Origin of the sequence: Paenibacillus marchantiophytorum, from assembly GCF_014640555.1 — a bacterium.
Lineage (GTDB): Bacteria > Bacillota > Bacilli > Paenibacillales > NBRC-103111 > Paenibacillus_E > Paenibacillus_E marchantiophytorum.
The window spans coordinates 1-16584 of the sequence record NZ_BMHE01000032.1 but is presented as its reverse complement, the minus strand read 5'-3'; the positions used below and the strand labels follow the sequence as shown (position 1 = coordinate 16584).

Sequence of the window (16584 nt, the reverse complement as noted above, 5' to 3'; positions counted from 1 at the left end):
TCGTTAAGTGCTTCACCTACTCCCTTTTGTTCACGTATTTGCTGAAATAACAAATTAGCCTGGCTGCTTAGTGATCACGCTTCCTTCATTACAGGGGTCATCCTTCCGGTCGATAGCGGGCTATCGCATAAAAGCGGCTTTGCCACCCTTCCCGATCAGACCTATTTCTGCCCCATCAAGAATCCCGCACAGAGCAGGCTGCATATCAAAATCGGAATGAATAGTTAGTTTTGAGGAGAATCCTAATGCTCGCTGCTACTGAAAAAAATGGAGTAGATGTGAAGAAAACCCGCGTTAAGCGCGGGCTTTTGCTTTGCCGCTATAGTGATGGTGATATAGAGTACACAAATACATACATGGTGCCGGAACTAACTGATACACTAACGGATTTCATTCCTCAGCTTAACACGCGCTGATCCTGGAGCTCCGCTCCGATTTTTACTCGCTTTACTTTAACAACTACACCGCCGATTCGAACCACTACCATGGCTATAGCCATCAGGACGAATGCCGGTGCAATTAAATTCAGGTCAAAATGATGCTCAACCGAATAGAGATAAGCCTTCTCCAGATGATGTGTTACCCATTCGACCAGTAAAATACGCAGAATGAAAACAATTGCCATTACGGCAACGCTAGCAATACCGGTTGTTACATACGTTTTACCTTTGTCATCACGTTCGACACTGGCGAGGCCAATCAGCACGGCGCCGATCAGAGCGCCGAACAGGGTAGATGCTGCAAGAAGCCAGCCGTTGTTGCCGCCGGTCGGTACATCCTTCAGGTAAGTGGCGCCGAAGTATCCGAGGATGCCGACAGGAATTAGAAGACGAATGCCGTTAAAGGATTTGCGTCCGAAAGTGCTGAGTACGATTACTGCAAAAGTGGCGATGATGGAAATCCAGATACTAGTTGTCATTCATTGAGTTCCTCCTTGGTTGTTGTTTCGTTTTGGGATGTCTTCATCTTACCGGACTTAAGGAGGCACCGCGTCCATCGGTGGATGGATTCTGCTGTCCGCGCGAATCAATCTGCAGGTGGATAGACGAGTGAATGATTGTTTTAAATAGTCCTGTATCCATAAAAAAAGAACCGGCATTTACCGGCCCTTGTTCATGAGAAATACCTACTTAACGATTCCATTGCGGATAGCGTAGACGACCGCCTGCGTACGATCCTGGACGTCAAATTTCTGCAGAATACGGTGGACATGCGTTTTGACTGTGCTTTCGCTGACAAACAGCTTCGCGGCAATTTCTTCGTTTCGCAGGCCGTAGGCCATCTGCTGGAGCACCTCTAATTCACGGTTGGTAAAAGTCTGGATCAAAGACAAGTCTCCATCTGTGTCTCCTCCGTGTTCCGATGTTTCAACGCCGGCTTTCGCAGTGGCATCTGCCTGCTGTTTCTGAAATACCTGCCCGATCAGCTTTGCGGCAAGTGCGGTCCGGAAGATGGCCTCGCCTCGCAGCGTGGCGCGGATGGCCATCAGCAGCTCTTCCGGTTCCGTGTCCTTGAGGAGGTAGCCGATTCCTCCCGCACGAATCCCTTCATAAACATACTCTTCTGTATCGAACGTTGTCAGAATGACGATCCGGCAGTCCGGCTGCTGCGCCAGAATACGCCGGGTTGCTTCAATCCCGTCTAACTCTGGCATCTGCACATCCATGAGAATGAGATGCGGCATTGTCTCCTGCGCCAGTTTCACAGCATCGAGACCGTTGCGCGCTTCGCCGGCCACCTCCATGTCGGACTGTGCCGCAATAATATATTTTATGCCCTGCCTGACGAGCGGTTGATCGTCCACCAGCAAAATACGCGCTTTATCCATACGTTTCTTTCTCCTTCAGTGCTGCCAGAGGCAGCCAAATATTCATGCCGAAACCGTGTGGTTCCTGCGCTCCGATCTCACAACGTCCTCCCGCCTCCGCACAGCGCTTGCGAATGCCGTTAAGCCCGAAGCCTTCATGCAAATCACTGCCAGATGCAAGCTCTCCGTCATCGCGGTAATGAAGCATTATACCTTCTCCGCTCCGATTTATAGAAACTTCAACCCGTTTCGCTTGCGCATGGCGGATGGTGTTTGTCAGCGCCTCCTGAAGACAGCGGTACAGCACGACGGCAGTATCGAGCGGCCAGGTATCCTGATCTTCGCTTTCGTCCAGGTCCAGACGAATGTCCAGATCAAATGATGATGTGGTCTGCTGCACTAGACTGTGCAGCGAAACGGCTCCCGCCCCAGTCTCATCCACGCCCATATTGTGCACGACCGTGCGTACCTCCTGCAGACAGCTGCGTGCGACCCCTAGCACATTTTTCACGATTTCCGCCGACTTAGCTTCATTGTTTCTCAGCACGTAAGGCAAGGCCTGGAGCTGCACAATGACAGACGTCAGCCGGTGCCCGATACTGTCGTGAATATCCCGGGCGATCCGGCTCCGTTCTTCGAGCACCGCATAACGCAGCGACTGCAGCGTCGCCCGCTCAAGTTCCTCGTGCGCCCGCCGAAGCTTGTCATGCGTCTGCGCAAGTTCGGCGTGGACAACGGTCAGCTCCTCCGCATTACGACGCTGTTCTTCTGCGTGCTCCATCCTTTCTATATCCCGACCCCGATTGATCCGAACCATGCGCAGCAAAGCGTACAAACCGATATGAATGAACAGTTCCTGCCTAAGTAGCGACACCCATGTATAGTCTCGATCATAAACGAGCAGGACAAAGGTAATCATCAGGAAAGTCCCTGCTTCTAGTGCAGAAAGCCAGTCCGGCAGTTTGAGGGCAATAAAGCTGGTAAGAAACCCCTGCAGGATTAAGAGCAGGGAAATCTGATCCTTGAAGAAAAATCCGTAAGCGAGCGCCGCACCATATAGCAAGGCAAATACCAGAGACAGGGCGCGTAGCGAAGAGAGCTTAAAAACGGCGCCTAGCCCCGCGACATACAAGAGACATAGTCCGATCGCCGCCCACCGGGCTGCAGGCGCATCGGGAAGCATTTGAATGCAGACATAGCTCAGAGCAATACTCACGGCCATATAACCCCTGTTATAGGACAAAGATTTCATCAGCAATTTCCCTTCCGGTATAGACTAAAAGCAATTTCTCTCAATTCTATCACAGCAGGCGAATTGTTACGCAGAGATTCTATCTGGCAAACCTTCTTCGTTGTAACCCTACTTAATCAAGAAGATATCACTACATTTAACTGCCCATTAAGCGCCTATATAATGTCGAGGATCACTAATAAAAAACATAGGGAGCCTCCGTCTATTTACTACGCACTTACTCTCTGTATTTCAATCCAATTAAGATTTAGAAGATAGTTGATCATTAACCAATAATTAGCATTTTCGCTATCATAATAATAATAATAATAATTGGATTAATAATCGTCCACATTAATTTCCCACACCATTATGGTATTGAAAATGAAAGACCAGGCATAAGCCCGGTCAATTAATCAAAGAACTAAGTCGAATATCGAGCCTTGCGGCTACACCAGCAGGATTATCAACAGTCCGCTGTCCGTTCGCATTAAAGGCGATAATAACGATGTCATTACGGCCCCGGCGGAGGAACTGACGGATATTGAAGCTGCGTCCGGTATTGTAGAAAGCTGGTGTATTCTGAGGCGCGTCATACACGAGCGGCACACCATTGATGATGACAGTGGCGTAGTTATCGACAGAAAGGAACAGGGAAGCGGCGAGAATGTTTCTGCGCTGTGAAATTGAGAAGCGTGTTGAGACGATAGCCGTTTCATTGCTCAGGTTGCGAGCTATGATCTGGGCGTTGAACCAGGAATTATCAGTTCCAATCGAAACGGTGGGTTGAGCAACAAGACGACCTGCCCCTGATAGGCTATGTTTCTTGACTCGCGCATGATACAGCAGCAAGGCTTTTGCTTTGGGCATACCTGCGCTTTTCGAGAGTATTCTATGTTTGATAGAAAGATTGGGGCTTAATGACCAGAAGTAAATTTAAGGCCGAGAACACCCACCAAGATAAGGATCATGAACAAAATTCGAGTGAGGCTGATCGGTTCATCGAGAAACAGTGTGCCAATGATAATGGCGCCGACAGCGCCAATTCCGGTCCAAGCCGCATAAGCGGTGCCAATCGGAAGGGTTTTGGTTGCAGCAGCCAGAAAGTAGAAGCTGACGACCATCCCAGCCAAGGTAATCGCAGAAGGGACCAAACGCGTAAAACCGTTGGAAAACTTCAGCGAGATGGCCCAAACCACCTCAAAAACACCAGCAATAACGAGAAATAACCAAGCCATGATAAACCACTCCTTTTCGTAAAATAAAATAAGCAGACAGAGAAAAGCCCGGAAGCTATCGCATCGCGATAAGACTCCCGGGCTTTTCTCCCTCCGTGACCACAGCGTATTCGCTGCGTGTTTTCTCTCGGACCAGACCGGCGGATGAGCGCCGCGGAACCCTAGAAAACGACATGCCGTTATTATAGAATGGCTTACATGTGATGTCAAGTTACAGTTTTGGCAGAGGTTATCCATCCTCAGAGCCACCGAGCTCAACGGTAGGTTTACTTTTCAAAATATGCTTGTAAACCTCGATCGCGGCTGCTCTGGACTGCTTCAGATCAACGATGGCATGGGCTTGAGGCTGATGAATCTGCTTGTCGCTTAGTCCGGCCATCTGCGGCAGCCATCTGCGCAGGTATTGGCCGCTCGGATCATAGGTGATCGATTGCGTCACGGGATTCATAATGCGGAAATAGGGCGACGCATCGAAGCCCAAAGAGGCGCACCATAACCACCCACCGCGGTTAAGGGTATTGTCGTAATCACTGAGTTTGTAGCGGAAATACTGCTCGCCTAACGTAAATGGACACAGCAAGTTCTTCGTGAGGAACATGGCTGTAATCATCCGCAGTCGATTGGGCATGCGGCCGGTTTCATTGAGCTCTGTCATCGCCGCATCAATGATGGGCACGCCGGTTTCAGCTTTGCGCCAAGCCTCGAAATGCCGATCACTGAGGTTGGTGAAGTCAAACGTCTTCTCATAGCCGAAAAAGTTCTCATCATAGATGGATTGATACAAATAGAAATCCCGCCACACCAGTTGGCGCACCCATGCGGCCGAATGTTCCTGCTCCATGACTGCCTCGTAAACTTTGCGGATCGAGATGGCGCCTGCATTAATCGCGGCACTTAGCGAGCTTGTGCCATCGTAAGCGTAATAGTCGCGCCGCGCCGCATAGAAGGGGAGATGGTCCGTTAGGAAATCGTCCAGGGATTCTATGGGATTTTCAGCAGGCATATAATCTTCGAGAGAGAAAGGGGGAACCCAGCTTTGGATGAGCTCCAATAAGCGTTGGCTGCCCTCCAACTGGGCGAGATCCACCGTCGACAAATCACCCAGATGAAGCGGCGAAGAAGGACGATAAAAAGTTTGCAAGTAGGTGTTTAGCTTTTTATAAAAGGGGGTATAAACTTTGTAAGGACCGCTTTTGCCAGAGGAAATCTGGAAATCGGCTAAATCAGCCAAGGTGTGATCAACGAATTCTGTGAACGATACACCTCGTGCTCGAGCGACTTCACGAAGCTTCCGATCGCGTGTTTTGGCATAAGGCGTGAAATCCCTATGTACGATAACCTCATCAATCGGTGCGTTGTGCAGCACTTGTTCAAGAACAACTTCCGGCTCTCCGTATACCACATAGATCGTTTTGCCATACTGCTTATAAAGGTTCATCAACCGTCTCACATACTGCAGAAATTGCTTGCCGCTATGGGCTTCATGTCTAGAATGGCGCAGTAAAAACGGATCGAGAATGAGCATATGCAGACTAGGTTCGCTACTGCTCAACAAGTAGTTGAATGCAGCCAGATCATCTACCCGCAAATCCTTCCGATGTAGGAATAATTTCATTATAGACTAGGCCTCCAGAAAGAATAAAAGCCTGGAAAGCGGCTCTTTCGAGCTGAGGCTTGTCCAGGCTTTATTCATAGTATTACAGGAAAATTACTTGGATTCAGCAGTCAGCTGATTGTAGATATCATCCCACAGAACGCGTCTGGCGGATACATACCGTTTCGCATAATAGGATTCGCTTAGTTTGTTTTTCACAATACCTTCATTGGACGCGGAATGAATGAATTCACCGTTTCCAAGGTAGATACCTACGTGAGAAATACCTTTGCCACCTGTGTTGAAGAACACAAGATCACCTTTGCGAAGATCACTTTTGTCAACCCAGAAGCCCTCTTTATCTTGAGCAGATGAACTATGAGGAAGGTCAATGCCGAACTGGTCGAAAACGTATGCGGTGAATCCAGAGCAATCAAAGCCCTTTGTTGTCGTTCCCGCATCTCTGTACGGAACACCGAGCAATCCGTCAACCGTTTCATCCAACTTAGATTGTGACGCTGATACACTTCCTAAAGCTACACTCAAAAACAAAACAAGACTAAAAACAAGAGCTACAATCTTTTTCAACTGCTTGTCTCCTTCCGGTGCCTACGAGGTTAGCTGGAGGGTTCGGTTGAAGGTTCCCTATGATCCCTGTCTTGCAAGATCAATTCACCCGGGTAGTGGTTCCCCCGTTTCCCCATGAAATGGGGAATTCGGCATGAAATATTTGGTTTTTTTGATGCTAGTCCTTGTAATTCGTCATAAAGATCTAAATTCCTCTTTTTAGGAACGATTTCTTTTGAAAAAGTGTGGAAAACAAAGCTAAACAGACAAAAAAATCCCCATTCGCTGAGGAATGAGGAAATTTAAGTCAGTATAAGCTTTTTTTGTTGATTTTAACCGTTCAATTTGGCGGAAAGCAGTTTGAATTGTGACGTGATCGCCCAAATTTGCAGGAATATGTGGAAAAGTGGGAATAGCTGATAAATGATTAGCGCTACCAGACCTGCCCATAGGTAAGTAGCCGTAATGGTGAGCCCTGCCAATAGTCCCGAGCTAAGCAAAAGAAGGAGCGCCAGTCCGACAATAGGAAACGAATAGCGAATAAAGGTAATGACGGTGGAGAGAACACCCAGATGGCCGGCAAGCGCGAATTGCACATACATGAAGAGTAGATGAAAGAGAAATCCATAAACCAGCATGCCGATGAACCATGGCAGCAGCTGCAGGGCAGCCTGCTCATAAGATGTGCTGTGCGCCAAGGTTGTTTGCGCCTTGGGCAGCAGCCAGATGAGCGGCAGCAAGGTAAGCGCAATTCGCGTGATATACGCAAGGAGGAAAGGGAGCGTCAGCACCTTGATGCCTCGGAAGAAGCGATAGCCGGCATTTTGTTCGGAATGCGTGAGCGAGTAATAAACGCCGCTGCTGAGCACCGGCGTGAGCAGCATGCGCAGCGCCAGCAGAGCTCCGAGCCACCAGAGATAGGAATGGCTCAGATCTGTTTTCATGAGCTGAAACTGGCTTTCAGCCAGGAACACCTGCAGCGCTTCTTTGGGCTGCTGACCGCCTGGAAAGCGGTGCATAAGAGGGACAAGCACCCCCTGCACCAGCTTATAGAGCAGAATGCTCCAGCCCATTTGATACACGAACAAGATGATCGTGGCGAAAGGCTGCGCGAAAGCTGCCCTTAAGCCGGATTTGAGATAGGATGTCATGGTGGTCCCTCCTTAAGAGTTGTGCTTTACCAGGAAACCCAGCCGAAAATGGCTTGCAAGAATTGAATGATGCCGAGATTCCAACGGATTTTCCACTTCGGATTCACTTCCGTTTGCAGATAATTGTTGATGTGCTTGTTTTCTAGAATGAGTGAATACTTAGGATCAATGCGAACCCAGTCTACGGGTGCCGTGTGGGTTAATTTGAATTCAATCCGGCTTTCCTTGCCATCCCACGTTTTGTCGAGCGAGGTGCCGTCAGCGAAATGGAAGTGGATAGGAACCTCTGGTGAATTGCCGCCTTTCTTAAAAATAACAATCGTGCTGTCATAGGAAGGCTTCTCTTTCATTCCGCTGGCTTTCACTTGGATACTCTCCACGGAGTAATCCATCATCATCGCGCCATACACATAGTCATTAAAGAAGTCATCCCATTTGGTTTTGGTCACGTCCTCAACGACATTTTGAAAATCCTTCGTCGAAGGGTGTTTGAACTCCCATTTCTGGAAGTAGGTGCGCATGATGCGGTCCATCGTCTTCGTACCGACTTGTTTCTCAATAGCTTTCAGCACGAGTTTCCCCCGTGTATACACATTTTCCGCATACTGATCATGTCCGGTGTAGGCCCATGCATTCTGATTCAATGTATTAGGGGAAGTAATATAGCTGGACTCGACCGGCAGATTAGGGGAAACCCCATAATCCATTTCCATGACCTTGTCCTCCGCATAGGAGGTAAAGCCTTCATCGAGCCAAGCTTCCTCGAATTCATTGCTGGCGACAAGTCCGTAAAAGTACTGATGGCCAATCTCGTGTACAACGACGCGTTCCAGTTCCAGATCAGGCGTTTTGTCGTCGGCTCCCCACGCGGTGACGAGCGTAGGGTACTCCATGCCGCCAGCGCCATTGCCGCCAGGGGGAGGCACCACGACTGACAGCGTCGAGTACGGATACGTTCCGTACCATTGGCTGTAGCGGGTAAGGGCTTTTTTCGCTGCATTCATATAGCGGTCTTTCAAATCCTGATGGTTGGGATCGAGGTACAGCTTAATCTTCACGCCGGGAATTTGCGGCGTCGAGAAGGGCTCTTCCACATAAACGAAATGCGGCGACGCGGACCAGGCAAAATCATGCACATCATCCGCGTAGAACTGATACGTTTTCATACCTTTATCCGTTACTGCCGGTTTAACAGGGAATCCGGTCGCCGCTACCGTATAGTTCGACGGTACTTGGATTTTCACGTCGTACAAGCCGAAATCGGCATAAAACTCAGAATTGCCATGGTATTGATGGAGATTCCAGCCCGGCTCCGTGCGCCCCCTTGTTCCTGCCCGTTCATAGGCAGCAACCTTAGGGAACCATTGCCCTGCCATTACGAAATCGTCGACATAGCCCATTCTGGCGAAAACAGCAGGCAGCTTGACGAGGAATTCCGTTTTGATCGTCACTTGTTCACCAGCACCTACCGGCTTTGGCAGCGGAATTTTGAGCAGCGTATGATCGTCTTTATTGCCGTCGTCCGGTTGAACGAACGTCATTCGGGGACTAAGATCTTCGCCATCCATGGTTTTAACGGATAGCAAGTCCATACTGCCGCTGGTGCCTGTCCGGGCTTCATCTTGTCGCAGCTTCCCGCCGGATTCGCGCATGAACGTCGTTTTCTTGGACGCGAAGGCATTCGGATACAGATGAAGGTAAAGCTCTTGTACAGGAACGGATCCCGGGTTTTCCCATGTTAGCGTTTGTTGCCCTTGGAGCTGTCTTGATTCCGGTGTATAGGCAACGTTCATGTGATACTCCGCAATGCGGTAACTAAGTGGCGCCGTTGTTTGATTATCCAATGGTTTGCCGCTATCAGCAGGCTGCATGTCCGGCGCCGGAGCAGACGGTTCTTCTTTGGAGATGACCGGAACCGCCAGTCTACTTGCAGATGGGAGCAAAGTTTCAGACAGCAAGACAGCGCCTGCTGCAAGGAGCATGACAACGAACCATTGTACCTTGCGGTTTTTGAATAGAACACTCAATAGATTCACCCCGCCTAACAAGCATCTACAGCATGTATATGTAGACAACCTAGGGAATATTTCTGCGAGTGGAAAAGAATTGTTGAAAAAGGCGGTATAGACGGCCATTCTGGGGATCTGGCGATCTCGCCCTTGTTCTGAGGGGTGACTTTCGCTACAATGAAGCAAAGTGTCATTTTATTATTACGAAGAGTGGATGGTGCCCTTATGGAAGCGGATAAAAAGAAGCTGGCCTTAAATATAGTAAGCTCCAAAGTGAATCACAAAGGCTTTGGTGCCGGAGCGATCGATTTAAGCAATGTGTCGGGTGTCATTATTGATGGCGATGAAGCTTACCTGGATGAAGGTACCCTTCATGCGAAGAGTAAAATTGAGAAAGGCATCAAATTCTCGACGAACAAAGAAGATGTGCCCAATGGCCGCAAAGCCTGGATTGTGTGGGTTGCGGTAGACCGCACGGAAGAAGGCGCTTATTATGCCGGGATGTCCGCATGTGAAATGTTGGTCGATACAGAAGCACGTCGTGGATGGAAAATCCTAGCGGATCATGTGAACAAAATGGATGGCGCGATGAAACGCAAATTCATCCTCGAAGGTTTGTCAGACGGGGAGAAGGCCGCGCTCAAAAAACAGCTGATCAGCCACAACGAAGAATGGTGGAATCGCTCGGATCAAGTGCTGAAAGATGCGCTATCTTAATCAATTCGGGGCTTGATTTGAGAATATGAACATTATGTGTCATCCATTGTTACACAATGGTGAACCGAGTATACTAGACCCTAGTGTATGTTACCTCATATACTAGGACAGCAAAAAGGCAGACTAAGACGCGCTTAGTTCTGCCTTTTTGTGTTTACTGGAACTGGTCGGATCAGTCGTTCCACCAACGTTTGAGATCGTTCCACCAGGAGCCGTTTTGACCTTTTGGCGTGCCTTTATGATCATCGCCCGAAGCGGGCTTCGCAGGCTTGCCTGTGCAATACGTCGTTGGCTCCGTGCCGGCAAGAAATGTCTCCAGGTGGGCATTCGGGCAATCTTCATTGGATAGCTTACCGCTCACCGGATCAATATAAACGCTGTTGACGCCTTCGGGTACAGGGAATAGCTTAGGCGGGATCGCCTCCAAGGTTTGTTCCGTGAACTCGGCGAAAATCGGTGAAGCCAGATGGGATTCCACCGTAGAGATATCCCGGTTCTTGTCATAGCCGACCCAGACAGCTGTCGCAAGCTCTGGTGTAAAGCCGACCAACCACGCATCGGTATCCGTTGTGCCGGTTTTGCCGGCAATCGGCCGCTTAATGGTGCTGGCAACCCGATTTCCTGTGCCGCCTTCCTCGAACACACTCTCCATCAAATTCGTCATCACATAAGCAACAGCAGGATCAAGCACGGTCTCAGTCTTCGGACTTGCTTCATATAAGACATTCCCACTGGCATCTTCAATCCGCACAATCGCCGTCGCCTCATGGTGAATGCCTTGATTGGCAATCGTCCCGAAGGCGGAGGCCATCTCGAAGGGGCTGACAGGGAACGACCCTAGAGCTAGCGATGGCAGAGGCTTCATCGGAGAATCGATGCCAAGCTTGCGGGCTAAGTCGATGACCTTCGCGGGGCCAACATCCAGAATCGTGTGTACGGCATAAATGTTATCCGATTTCGAAATGGCTTGGCGCATATCAATATTGGCGTTGACGTACTGGTCATTGAAATTTCTCGGTGTGTACTTCTGCCGTCCTTCATCGTAAGTGAACACCGTTGGTTCACTTTTCACCAGCGTAACTGGCGTGTAACCATTTTGCAGGGCAACCATATAGACGATCGGTTTAAAGGAAGACCCCGGCTGTCTTGTATTGGAGAGAGCGCGGTTGAACTGATTCTCAGCGTAGTCGCGCCCGCCGATCATCGCTTTAATTTCACCGGTTCGCGGGTCGATGGCGACGAGGGCTGCTTGCAGATCCGGTTTATCAGCGAGCTGTTTGGTGACAACACGTTCTGCGATGTCCTGCGCTTTTTTATCCAGAGTCGTGTAAATCCGAATGCCGCCTTCGTCGAATTGTTCTTCCGAGATCCCCAGCTTATCAGTCGCCAGAGAACGTACATAATCGCGGAAATAGGGAGCGGCCGCCGGTTTCTTCTTCGTTAGCGGTTGAATGGTCAGCTTTTCCTTGCCTGCGGCATCTGCAGCAGCTTGTGTAATGAACCCGCTGCGCACCATGGTTTGCAGGACGATCTTTTGGCGATCCATCGCATTTTTCAAATCATAGTAGGGTGAATAATAGCGAGGGCCTTTCGGAACCCCGGCAATCATGGCGCTTTCGGCCAACGTTAATTCACTGGCATGCTTGCCGAAGAACAGCTCAGAAGCAGTTTCGATGCCATACGTGGAATGACCGTAGTAGATTTGATTCAGATAATTCGTCAGAATTTCATCCTTGCTAAGCTGCATTTCCATCTGTACTGCATAGACGGTTTCTTTTATTTTACGAGACCAGGTTCGATCATGATTCAAATATAAATTCCGAGCTAATTGCTGGGTTATTGTCCCAGCTCCTTGCACCTTGGCCATCGCTTGCACATTGACAACAGCAGCCCGGGCCACCGCTTTGACATCGACCCCGAAATGGTCATAGAAATGCTGATCTTCGACGGCCAGTGTCGCATTGATTAGATAGGGTGATATTTCCTTCAGTGTAACGACCTGCCGATTTTGCCCGGAATAGAAGGTGTCAATCAACTCGCCGTGGGTATCATACATTTGAGAGGTTTGCAGCATCTTGGTGACAGGCAAAGTTTGGGCGCGCAAATAGACGAAGAAGCCGGCAGCCAGAATGAGCAGCAGAATGCAGGACGTGAAGAAGAAGGAAAACAATTTCTTAATACGACGCATCCAGCGCATAGAAGCAGGAAGTTCTTTGTCTCTTGGTTTCTGAGGTGTGCCTGAGGCGGGCGGGCGGTTATTATTTTCATTCTCGGACATCGTGCTCTGCCTCCTTTCTCCATGGCCGCAAAGGCTTTACTATCCAGTATGGAAAAGCATGGCAGTCCGTATTCAACAAATTGTAAATATTTTTTGTGAAATGTGTAAAATGGCTAGGAAAATATTGCATTTTGAGGGTAATGAACTATAATACAATTTGTGCGTAGAAAGGGACAGGAAATATTAGACGCCCATCGCATGAGTTTTCCAACTGGTGGCACACTGTTAGAGATAACGAATATCAGTATTTATTCATCCCAATATAGTCTAGCGAAAGAAGGTATGAACATGGATTTGTGGTACACAGAGAAACAAACGGATAGCTTCGGCATCACAGCCAAAGTAAAAGAAACTTACGTAAGAGAGCAAACGGATTTCCAAGACCTTTCGATGATCGAAACCGAAGAATGGGGAACGATGCTGACCCTGGACGGCATGGTCATGACAACTGTGAGAGACGAATTCGTCTATCATGAAATGGTGGCGCACCCAGCGCTTGTTACTCACCCGAACCCAGAGTTCGTCCTTGTTGTAGGCGGCGGCGACGGCGGCGTTATTCGTGAAATCATGAAGCATCCCAAAGTGAAAAAAGCGGTGCTTGTGGATATCGATGGGAAAGTCATTGAGTATTCCAAGAAGTACCTGCCGACAATTGCCGGCGAATTGGACAACCCTCGTGTTGAAGTGATCGTGAACGATGGCTACATGCATATCCACGACCACAAGAATACGTACGATGTGATTATGGTTGATTCCACGGAACCTGTGGGTCCGGCTGTTGAACTTTTCTCCAAAGGTTTCTATCAAGGGATCTATGAGGCACTTAAAGAAGACGGGATTTTCGTTGCTCAAACGGACAACCCTTGGTTCAAAGCAGACCTGATCCAAACAGTGAACCGGGATGTCAAAGAAATCTTCCCTATCGTACGTGTGTATAGCGCGAACATTCCTACGTACCCAAGCGGTCTGTGGACGTTCACCCTGGGCAGCAAGAAACATGATCCGCTGCAAGTTGAAGAAGCATCGATTCCGGAATTTCCGACGAAGTACTACACGCCACGTCTACACAAAGCGGCATTCGTATTGCCGAAATTTGTGGAAGATTTGATTAAGTAATCAGGATATGAGAGCCGCCAGCTAATCTGTGCTTGTCACGGAATGGGCTGGTGGTTTTTGTTTGTATCGTGTCCTCATCCATTGAATTCATCGACCTTATCATATAAACTAATACCTAACTTGCCTTATCTTGACATCAGGTGCTAGAGGACCTGCAGAATAGGAGAATGACGGACCATGACGGCAAAAACGCCTGTGCGCATTCGAATTGAGAGTCGGAGCGGAAGCGAGACGACGGTGCAGAAGGCACGGGGAGATCTCTATCGCAAAGGCAATCACACGTATATTCGCTATGAAGAAGAGCCTAGCGAGCTAGGACGAACGGTAACGCTAATTAAGCTGGAAGAGAATTTAATACGCATCGTCCGTCAAGGAGATGTACAAGCCGAGCAGACGTTTGTGGCCGGTGAGAAGCGGATCGGCTTTTATCAAACCCCACAGGGCCGGTTGGAACTCGAAATCGAGACTCATGAGCTGACCTTGGAGGCCGATCATGGCATCGGCATTACGAGGTGGCGCTATGATTTATATGCATCAGGCTCACATGCGGGGACATACAGGATCAAGTTGTTAATTCAGGAGGAGTAAGACGAATGGATGTACTAAACGAAGTCAAAGGTATAGTGAAAGAAGCGATTGTTGAGGCGGTTCTGGCTGCGGGCATCGTGGAAGCGGATCAATTGCCGGAAATTATTCTTGAGGTGCCCAAAGAGAAAACACACGGGGACTTCGCTACGAATGTCGCGATGCAGCTGACGCGTATTGCCAAGCAGAATCCAAGACAGATCGCTGAGAAGATCATCGCGGGCCTGAACAAGGAAAAAGCAAACATCGCAGAGGCGGAAATTGCTGGACCGGGCTTCATTAACTTCAAAATGAACAAAGTGTACTTGTACCCAGTGATCGCTAATGTTCTTGAGCAGGGTGAGCGTTACGGGGCATCGAATATTGGTCAAGGGCTGAAAGTCCAGATCGAGTTCGTCAGTGCGAACCCGACGGGTTCTTTGCATTTGGGACATGCCCGTGGAGCGGCTGTTGGGGATGTGCTTTGCAACGTGCTGGATCTGGCCGGATACGAGGTATCCCGTGAGTATTACATCAATGATGCAGGCAACCAGGTCGTCAACTTGGCGAAATCCATCGAAGCCCGTTATTTGCAAGCATTGGGGCAAGATGCGGAGATGCCTGAAGATGGCTACTTCGGAGAAGATATCAAAGGCTTTGCTGCGGATCTCGCTGCCGAAGAAGGGGATCGCCTTTTGAGCTTATCGGACGATGAGCGTCGTGCATATTTCCGTACGTACGGATTGAAAAAAGAACTCGACAAAATCAAACGCGATTTGGGTCGCTTCGGTGTCCATTTCGACAACTGGTTCTCGGAAACGTCGATTTATGAAGATAACCTCATCCCACCTGTACTCCAAGAGCTAAGGGACAATGGGCACATCTATGAAGAAGAAGGCGCAACTTGGCTGAACACAACGCCGCTGGGGGATGACAAGAATCGTGTGTTGATCAAAAACGACGGTTCGTTTACTTACCTTACACCGGATATCGCGTACCACCGCAACAAATTCGGGCGCGGCTTCGAGCGCTTGATTAATATTTGGGGCGCAGATCATCATGGTTACATCCCGCGGATGAAAGCCGCAATGACTGCGCTTGGCTTTGAGTCGGATCGACTGGTTGTGTTGATCGCGCAGATGGTGAGCCTTTTCCAGAATGGTGAAAAGGTGAAGATGTCCAAGCGTACCGGCAAAGCGGTTACGATGGAAGATCTCATGGACGAAGTTGGCGTCGATCCGATTCGTTATTTCTTCGCGATGCGCAGCATGGATTCGCATTTGGATTTCGACATGGACTTGGCGGTTTCCCAGTCCAATGAGAATCCGGTCTTCTATGTGCAGTATGCCCATGCACGGATCTGCAGCATCTTCCGCCAGGCGGAAGAGCAGAACATCCAGCTGCTCCCGCTGGAGCAGGTCGACCTGAGCCAGCTTACGTCTGAAGCTGAGTTTGACTTGCTGCGCAAGATTGGCGAGCTGCCGGAAGAGATCGCCATTGCGGCTGATCAATATGCGCCGCATCGCCTTATCCGCTATGTATACGAACTGGCGAGCCAGTTCCATAGCTATTACAGAGGCCACTACGTCATCTCGGATGACGCAGCTTTGACGCAGGCGCGTTTCGCTTTGCTGGGCGCCTTGCGCACGACCCTCGCCAACACGCTTCGCGTTGTAGGCGTATCGGCTCCGGAGCGGATGTAGGCTCCGCTCCCGCGCACCGCACGTACACAAAGACACCTCCCATCCACTTGCGTGAATGGGAGGTGTCTTTGTGTACGAGGAGTTGCCCGCGCTGCCTCGCGTGAAGAGGGAGGGAACTACAGTGCGCTATTATAGGAAAAAGTGTCATTATTTCAAGTTTGAGGGAACTGTGGTGCGCTATTTTGCTGTTTGACGGGAAATCCAGCTTATTTCGTGGAAATAAGGCACTGTAGGAGGCTGTCGATTCATTGTAGATATCTCAGTCCCCAAAACAAAAAGGCTTCGCTACATAGGGAGATCATCCGCAAATTAGCGAAAAAACTAGTAAGGGAAATGGAGGGCGCTATTCAGGCAAATAGCAGGGATGCGAGGGTCATAGCGGAACTACAGGTTCTTATTTCCACGAAAAGCGCTGAATTTCCCATCAAACAGCAAAATAGCGCACTGTAGTTTCCTCACCCCCGCGATAAGGACACTTTTTGCTGTAACTACTTAGGTCTACCCAAAATTTTGTTGGATATTTTCTTCGTTGGCACAAGGGAATATGAATAAATATGGAGAATAGAGATTTATTCCATATTAGGGACGTGAGCCAATTGAAATGCACGG

General features: G+C 49.2%; 14 protein-coding genes and 2 riboswitches. Of the genes, 4 read left to right on the top strand and 10 right to left on the bottom strand.

Features of this window, described 5'->3' with window-relative positions; all coding sequences use genetic code 11:
- Positions 1 to 397: 397 nt before the first annotated feature.
- From IEY34_RS24215 to IEY34_RS24175, 9 genes are all read right to left on the bottom strand, one after another.
- On the bottom strand, positions 398 to 919 hold the full coding sequence (locus IEY34_RS24215) for a CcdC protein domain-containing protein (RefSeq protein ID WP_189016110.1): 522 nt from the start codon (positions 917 to 919) through the stop codon (positions 398 to 400).
- 207 nt (positions 920 to 1126) lie between these two features.
- The gene (locus IEY34_RS24210; RefSeq protein ID WP_189016107.1) at positions 1127 to 1828 is read right to left on the bottom strand and encodes a response regulator; all 702 of its coding nucleotides are present in this window, start codon (positions 1826 to 1828) and stop codon (positions 1127 to 1129) included.
- Positions 1821 to 2870 carry a sensor histidine kinase gene (locus tag IEY34_RS24205; RefSeq protein WP_189016104.1) on the bottom strand — a complete coding sequence of 350 codons (1050 nt, stop codon included), beginning with the start codon at positions 2868 to 2870 and terminating at the stop codon, positions 1821 to 1823. The genes IEY34_RS24210 and IEY34_RS24205 overlap by 8 nt, the downstream gene beginning before the upstream one ends.
- Before the next feature lie 576 nt (positions 2871 to 3446).
- Positions 3447 to 3908, bottom strand: coding sequence for a hypothetical protein (locus IEY34_RS24200; protein ID WP_189016101.1), 462 nt, complete (start codon positions 3906 to 3908; stop codon positions 3447 to 3449).
- Between the two features lie 47 nt (positions 3909 to 3955).
- The gene (gene sugE / locus IEY34_RS24195; RefSeq protein ID WP_189016098.1) at positions 3956 to 4276 is read right to left on the bottom strand and encodes a quaternary ammonium compound efflux SMR transporter SugE; all 321 of its coding nucleotides are present in this window, start codon (positions 4274 to 4276) and stop codon (positions 3956 to 3958) included.
- A gap of 72 nt (positions 4277 to 4348) precedes the next feature.
- A riboswitch (guanidine-I (ykkC/yxkD leader) is annotated at positions 4349 to 4452 on the bottom strand.
- A gap of 53 nt (positions 4453 to 4505) precedes the next feature.
- A complete protein-coding gene (locus IEY34_RS24190) occupies positions 4506 to 5891 on the bottom strand; it encodes a cryptochrome/photolyase family protein (RefSeq protein WP_189016095.1) in 1386 nt (461 codons plus the stop codon).
- A gap of 93 nt (positions 5892 to 5984) precedes the next feature.
- Positions 5985 to 6458 carry a C40 family peptidase gene (locus IEY34_RS24185; protein ID WP_189016091.1) on the bottom strand — a complete coding sequence of 158 codons (474 nt, stop codon included), beginning with the start codon at positions 6456 to 6458 and terminating at the stop codon, positions 5985 to 5987.
- Between the two features lie 3 nt (positions 6459 to 6461).
- Positions 6462 to 6602: riboswitch (cyclic di-AMP (ydaO/yuaA leader) on the bottom strand.
- Positions 6603 to 6769: 167 nt separating this feature from the next.
- The gene (locus IEY34_RS24180; RefSeq protein ID WP_189016089.1) at positions 6770 to 7588 is read right to left on the bottom strand and encodes a hypothetical protein; all 819 of its coding nucleotides are present in this window, start codon (positions 7586 to 7588) and stop codon (positions 6770 to 6772) included.
- A gap of 26 nt (positions 7589 to 7614) precedes the next feature.
- Positions 7615 to 9570 carry a M1 family metallopeptidase gene (locus tag IEY34_RS24175; protein ID WP_189016256.1) on the bottom strand — a complete coding sequence of 652 codons (1956 nt, stop codon included), beginning with the start codon at positions 9568 to 9570 and terminating at the stop codon, positions 7615 to 7617.
- Positions 9571 to 9774: 204 nt separating this feature from the next.
- On the opposite strand from IEY34_RS24175, the gene IEY34_RS24170 reads away from it, so the two are divergent.
- Entirely contained in the window at positions 9775 to 10314 is a 540-nt protein-coding gene (locus tag IEY34_RS24170) for a YwhD family protein (RefSeq protein ID WP_373291324.1), read from the top strand.
- 172 nt (positions 10315 to 10486) lie between these two features.
- Here the strand turns inward: IEY34_RS24170 and IEY34_RS24165 are convergent, their stop codons facing one another.
- Positions 10487 to 12511, bottom strand: a complete 2025-nt coding sequence (locus IEY34_RS24165) for a transglycosylase domain-containing protein (protein WP_189016254.1) — start codon at positions 12509 to 12511, stop codon at positions 10487 to 10489.
- A 369-nt stretch (positions 12512 to 12880) separates the two neighbouring features.
- Here IEY34_RS24165 and speE point away from each other — a divergent pair, with 369 nt between their 5' ends.
- From speE to argS, 3 genes are all read left to right on the top strand, one after another.
- The gene (speE, locus tag IEY34_RS24160; RefSeq protein WP_189016086.1) at positions 12881 to 13708 is read left to right on the top strand and encodes a polyamine aminopropyltransferase; all 828 of its coding nucleotides are present in this window, start codon (positions 12881 to 12883) and stop codon (positions 13706 to 13708) included.
- Between the two features lie 177 nt (positions 13709 to 13885).
- Entirely contained in the window at positions 13886 to 14296 is a 411-nt protein-coding gene (locus IEY34_RS24155; RefSeq protein WP_189016083.1) for a YwiB family protein, read from the top strand.
- A 5-nt stretch (positions 14297 to 14301) separates the two neighbouring features.
- On the top strand, positions 14302 to 15975 hold the full coding sequence (argS, locus tag IEY34_RS24150; protein WP_189016080.1) for an arginine--tRNA ligase: 1674 nt from the start codon (positions 14302 to 14304) through the stop codon (positions 15973 to 15975).
- Positions 15976 to 16584 lie beyond the last annotated feature (609 nt).

Coding starts and splice junctions, on each gene's coding strand:
- IEY34_RS24215 (WP_189016110.1), bottom strand. CDS start 919: ATGACAACTAGTATCTGGATTTCCATCATCGCCACTTTTGCAGTAATC.
- IEY34_RS24210 (WP_189016107.1), bottom strand. CDS start 1,828: ATGGATAAAGCGCGTATTTTGCTGGTGGACGATCAACCGCTCGTCAGG.
- IEY34_RS24200 (WP_189016101.1), bottom strand. CDS start 3,908: ATGCCCAAAGCAAAAGCCTTGCTGCTGTATCATGCGCGAGTCAAGAAA.
- sugE (WP_189016098.1), bottom strand. CDS start 4,276: ATGGCTTGGTTATTTCTCGTTATTGCTGGTGTTTTTGAGGTGGTTTGG.
- IEY34_RS24190 (WP_189016095.1), bottom strand. CDS start 5,891: ATGAAATTATTCCTACATCGGAAGGATTTGCGGGTAGATGATCTGGCT.
- IEY34_RS24180 (WP_189016089.1), bottom strand. CDS start 7,588: ATGACATCCTATCTCAAATCCGGCTTAAGGGCAGCTTTCGCGCAGCCT.
- IEY34_RS24175 (WP_189016256.1), bottom strand. CDS start 9,570: ATGCTCCTTGCAGCAGGCGCTGTCTTGCTGTCTGAAACTTTGCTCCCA.
- IEY34_RS24170 (WP_373291324.1), top strand. CDS start 9,775: ATGAAGCAAAGTGTCATTTTATTATTACGAAGAGTGGATGGTGCCCTT.
- IEY34_RS24165 (WP_189016254.1), bottom strand. CDS start 12,511: ATGCGCTGGATGCGTCGTATTAAGAAATTGTTTTCCTTCTTCTTCACG.
- speE (WP_189016086.1), top strand. CDS start 12,881: ATGGATTTGTGGTACACAGAGAAACAAACGGATAGCTTCGGCATCACA.
- IEY34_RS24155 (WP_189016083.1), top strand. CDS start 13,886: ATGACGGCAAAAACGCCTGTGCGCATTCGAATTGAGAGTCGGAGCGGA.
- argS (WP_189016080.1), top strand. CDS start 14,302: ATGGATGTACTAAACGAAGTCAAAGGTATAGTGAAAGAAGCGATTGTT.